Origin of the sequence: Pseudomonas sp. HMWF006, assembly GCF_003061205.1 — a bacterium.
Lineage (GTDB): Bacteria > Pseudomonadota > Gammaproteobacteria > Pseudomonadales > Pseudomonadaceae > Aquipseudomonas > Aquipseudomonas monsensis.
The window spans coordinates 1-3,742 of sequence record NZ_QAIU01000312.1 but is presented as its reverse complement, the minus strand read 5'-3'; the positions used below and the strand labels follow the sequence as shown (position 1 = coordinate 3,742).

General features: G+C 61.4%; 6 protein-coding genes. 3 read left to right on the top strand and 3 right to left on the bottom strand.

Features of this window, described 5'->3' with window-relative positions:
* Both DBR24_RS12785 and DBR24_RS12780 read left to right on the top strand, forming a co-directional pair.
* On the top strand, positions 1–345 hold a 345-nt coding region (locus DBR24_RS12785), incomplete at its 5' end, for a cytosine permease (RefSeq protein WP_177490538.1).
* Positions 338–1,267 carry a PfkB family carbohydrate kinase gene (locus DBR24_RS12780; protein ID WP_128614937.1) on the top strand — a complete coding sequence of 310 codons (930 nt, stop codon included), beginning with the start codon at positions 338–340 and terminating at the stop codon, positions 1,265–1,267. The genes DBR24_RS12785 and DBR24_RS12780, both read left to right, overlap by 8 nt.
* 135 nt (positions 1,268–1,402) lie before the next feature.
* On the opposite strand, the gene DBR24_RS12775 is transcribed toward DBR24_RS12780, so the two are convergent.
* The 3 genes from DBR24_RS12775 to DBR24_RS12765 form a co-directional block, all read right to left on the bottom strand.
* On the bottom strand, positions 1,403–1,666 hold the full coding sequence (locus DBR24_RS12775) for a hypothetical protein (RefSeq protein ID WP_123466748.1): 264 nt from the start codon (positions 1,664–1,666) through the stop codon (positions 1,403–1,405).
* Between the two features lie 44 nt (positions 1,667–1,710).
* Positions 1,711–2,055 (bottom strand): hypothetical protein, encoded by a 345-nt coding sequence (locus DBR24_RS12770; RefSeq protein ID WP_128614936.1) that lies wholly within the window; start codon positions 2,053–2,055, stop codon positions 1,711–1,713.
* Positions 2,056–2,152: 97 nt separating this feature from the next.
* Entirely contained in the window at positions 2,153–2,806 is a 654-nt protein-coding gene (locus DBR24_RS12765) for an HD domain-containing protein (protein ID WP_128614935.1), read from the bottom strand.
* Between the two features lie 227 nt (positions 2,807–3,033).
* Between DBR24_RS12765 and DBR24_RS12760 the strand changes: the two genes are divergently transcribed.
* Complete coding sequence (locus DBR24_RS12760; protein WP_123466742.1) at positions 3,034–3,513, top strand: GNAT family N-acetyltransferase; 480 nt, start codon at positions 3,034–3,036, stop codon at positions 3,511–3,513.
* Positions 3,514–3,742: the final 229 nt, after the last annotated feature.

Here is a 3,742-nt window from a genome sequence, read left to right as displayed (position 1 = left end):
ATCACCGCGTGGGTCGGGATCTTCGTGGTTGATCTGATTCACCGCCACTACTACAGCCCCAAAGACCTGCTCGACGTCAGCCCGAGCAGTGCTTACTGGTATCGCGGCGGCATCGAATGGCGTGCGTTCGGCGCGTGGGCGATTGCCATCGTGCTCGGCTTCAGTTTCACCACCATTGGCACCACTGCCGAGAACGTCTGGTTCAAGGGCTTTCTGTCCGACTCGTGGCTGGGCCACAACGGTCTGGGCTGGATCGTGACCTTCGTGGTGGCCGGTGGCATTTACTTCGTCCTCGGCGGGGCGAAAGACCGCCGCGCTGCGCAAGTCGAGCGTGCTCATGCCTAAGATGTTGCACACCGGCCAGGTCATCATCGACCTGGTCATGGCCGTGGAAAAATTGCCGCAGGTCGGCGGTGATGTGCTGGCGCAATCGGCCGGTTTCGAAGCCGGCGGCGGTTTCAACGTGATGGCCGCTGCCGTGCGCAATGGCTTGCCAGTGGTTTATCTCGGTCGCCATGGCACCGGGCGTTTCGGTGACCTGGCGCGTCAGGCGATGAATGACGAAGGCATTCATATCGGCATCCAGACGCCTGCGCCACGCGACACCGGGATTTGCGTGGCACTGACCGATGCGTCAGCTGAGCGCAGTTTCATTTCCTATATCGGCGCTGAAGGTGAGGTGACGGCGGAGGATCTGAACAGCGTTGCGGCGGAGGCAGGCGATTACGTTTATCTCAGCGGCTACAGCTTGCTGCATGAAGGCAAGGCGCAGGCGTTGCTCGACTGGACGTTGGCGCTGGCGGATACGATCAACGTGGTGTTCGATCCGGGGCCTTTGGTCGAATCACCGGACTTACCGCTGATGCAGGCGCTGTTGCCGCGCATCAATGTGTGGACCAGCAACAGTGTCGAAGCGCTGCGGTTTACCGGCGCTGAAGAGATTGCATCAGCACTTGATCGTCTCTCTGAGCATCTGCCCAAAGACGTGTTGATAGTGGTCCGCGACGGTCCGCAAGGCTGCTGGATTCAACAGCATGGCGAGCGCCGGCATGTGCCGGGGTTTGCCGTTAAAGCGCTGGACAGCAATGGCGCTGGGGATGCGCACGCCGGGGTATTTGTCGCAGGGTTGGCGCAGGGATTGAGCGCGCATGAGGCGGCACGCAGGGCGAATGCAGCGGCGGCTCTGGCGGTGACCCGGTGGGGGCCGGCGACTTCGCCGGGGGCTGCTGAAGTCGATGCGTTTATCCGCGAGCCCTTCGGCGACTGATCTGTCGCTATCGCGTGCTTGCCAGCTCCCACAGGTTTTGATGGTGAACTGCTGCCGCAGGCTGCGATCTGTTGATCCGGAAAATCAAAAGATCGCAGCGTGCGGCAGCACCGGCATGATCACGCGTTCACACAATCACCGCGCCGGGTCGTCGAGCTTTCGCGCCGCTTCAACCCCGGCCGCGCTGAGCTTGATCGGCAGGTTCAACGAGTGTTCGCCGGCCTCGTTGCAGGTCACATGACCATGGTGGATCAATCCGCGATCCTGCAGGGCGGCGAGGGCGCTGGCGACGACTTTTTCGCCGCGGTAATTGTCCAGCACCTCCTTGCCCAGTCCACTGGGGTGAGCGTGCAGCAGGCGGGTGAGGACTTCTTTTTCCAGGTTTTTATCGACGTTCATGGTTACCTCTTCATGGATGTGAACAGGACGCTCGCGTCGGCGAACTACTGACTGCCGCCTTCGGAGCCCGAACCACCGGTGGTGGTTTTCGAGCCGATGCCGTGGCCGGCGTTATCGGGTGTAGCGGGGGAGTCAGGGGTGTTCATGCCACCCTGGCGGCCGGGATCGCTGCCTTGGGTGCGTGGATCGGTGCCGGTGGCCGGTGGCTGGTTGATCAACGGAACACCGGAACCATCGGTGTTCATGCCGGGGGCACTGTTGATAACGGGGGCTCGCGGAGCCGGAGTCGGATCGGTGGGGCCGGTGCCCGCTGCGGTGGTAGAAGCGGCAAAAACCGCGGGACTCAGCAGGGCGGCGAAAACGAGGGCAGTCAACCTTGACGGGATCATAGGGCGTCTCCAGTGATTGAAATCCTTACCTGTCGTTGGTCTGCCCTCTTGTCCGATTGGTGCCTGATTAACGACGAACGGTCGAGACGCAGGACAATCAGCCGATGCCGATTTCCTCCTTGAACTGCTCCATGAAACCCTTCAGGCGTTGATGGCGGATCTGCGCCAGACCTTGACCGGCAGCGGTCTGGAAGCCCTCGGCCAGGTGCAGCAGTTTGGTCTGGAAGTGGTCGAGGCAAAAGCGCATGTCGTCGTAGTCGCGCTCTTTTGCTTCGGGATCATGTGGGTCATACAGCGCCGAACCCATGCGCCCGGCGACGTAGAACGTGCGAGCAACGCCGAGCATGCCCAATGAGTCGAGCCGGTCGGCGTCCTGGACGATTTTTGCCTCAAGCGTGAGCGGGCTGATGTTGGCGGAAAAGCTGTGGGCTTCGATGGCGTGGGCGACGCTGCTGATCTTGCTTTCGGGCCAGTCCAGCTCGGCCAGCACATTGGCGGCTTTCTTTGCGGCAAGACGCGAAGCCTGTGAGCGCAGCGGCGAGTTCTTTTCCACGGACACGCAATCGTGCAGCAGCACGGCGGCGAGCAACACTTCCAGGTCTCCACCTTCCTCGGCCTGCAAGGTGCGTACGTTGTGCCAGACCCGTTGCAGGTGGGCGAGGTCATGGGCGCCGTCTTCGGAGGGTTCGAGGGCGTGGGGCAGCAATTCGCGGGCGAGGGTGATCAGAGGGGTAAAAGCGTTGGCAGACATAAGTGTTCTTTCAGTTGAGTTGAGCTTCTGTGGCGAGGGAGCTTGTCGAATCGTCGCGCCGTTCCGCGCGACTGCGCAGCAGTCGCAAAACCTGGAAAACAAGCCCTGTCTGATAGATCACATTGGATGGAATTGGGGCCGCGCGCAACCCAGCGGGAGCAAGCTGCCTCGCCACAAAAGCCATGCAGCTTTAGTATGGCGCTTTCCATTTCCGACAAGGCCCGTCCATGACGATCGAAATCCGCCCGGCGACCCCCAGCGATGCTCCGCAAATCCTCGCCTTCATCACCGAACTGGCGGATTTCGAAAAGGCCCGCCACGAAGTGATCGCCAGCGTCACCGACATCGAGCGCAGCCTGTTCAGCGAAGGCGCTACCGCCCACGGTCTGATCTGCCTGCGTGATGGCCTGCCAATCGGTTTCGCGGTGTTCTTCTTCAGCTATTCGACCTGGCTGGGCAGCAACTGCCTGTACCTCGAAGACCTCTACATCACCCCGGAGCAACGCGGCGGCGGTGCCGGCAAAACCCTGTTGCGCCACTTGGCGAAAATCGCCTGCGACAACGACTGCGGCCGTTTCGAGTGGAGCGTGCTGGAGTGGAACACCCCGGCCATCGATTTTTACAAATCCCTCGGCGCGCAGCCGCAGGAAGAATGGGTGCGCTATCGCATGGACGGCAAAGTGTTGCGCGAGTTCGCCGAGGGCTGAACAACAATGTTGGCGACCCCGTGCTGATTTGATTGTCGCCAGCCCTCTAGTCCGGCACTCTACGCGCCATTTTTGCGCGATCACGGACGACACCTGCAATGCCTCTGGCAAAATTTCTCCACGCCCGTGGAGCCTTCGCTGCGTCAACGAGTGACCGGCGATGAGCGGACTACGGGCGTCAATGCGTCTGTATGGCCTGGTGAAAAACTCAGGCTCCACCGACAACCCC

What these genes read in the sequence shown, in the direction of transcription:
- DBR24_RS12765 (WP_128614935.1), bottom strand. Translation starts at nt 2,806, where the DNA reads ATGTCTGCCAACGCTTTTACCCCTCTGATCACCCTCGCCCGCGAATTG.
- DBR24_RS12760 (WP_123466742.1), top strand. Translation starts at nt 3,034, where the DNA reads ATGACGATCGAAATCCGCCCGGCGACCCCCAGCGATGCTCCGCAAATC.
- DBR24_RS12780 (WP_128614937.1), top strand. Translation starts at nt 338, where the DNA reads ATGCCTAAGATGTTGCACACCGGCCAGGTCATCATCGACCTGGTCATG.
- DBR24_RS12770 (WP_128614936.1), bottom strand. Translation starts at nt 2,055, where the DNA reads ATGATCCCGTCAAGGTTGACTGCCCTCGTTTTCGCCGCCCTGCTGAGT.
- DBR24_RS12775 (WP_123466748.1), bottom strand. Translation starts at nt 1,666, where the DNA reads ATGAACGTCGATAAAAACCTGGAAAAAGAAGTCCTCACCCGCCTGCTG.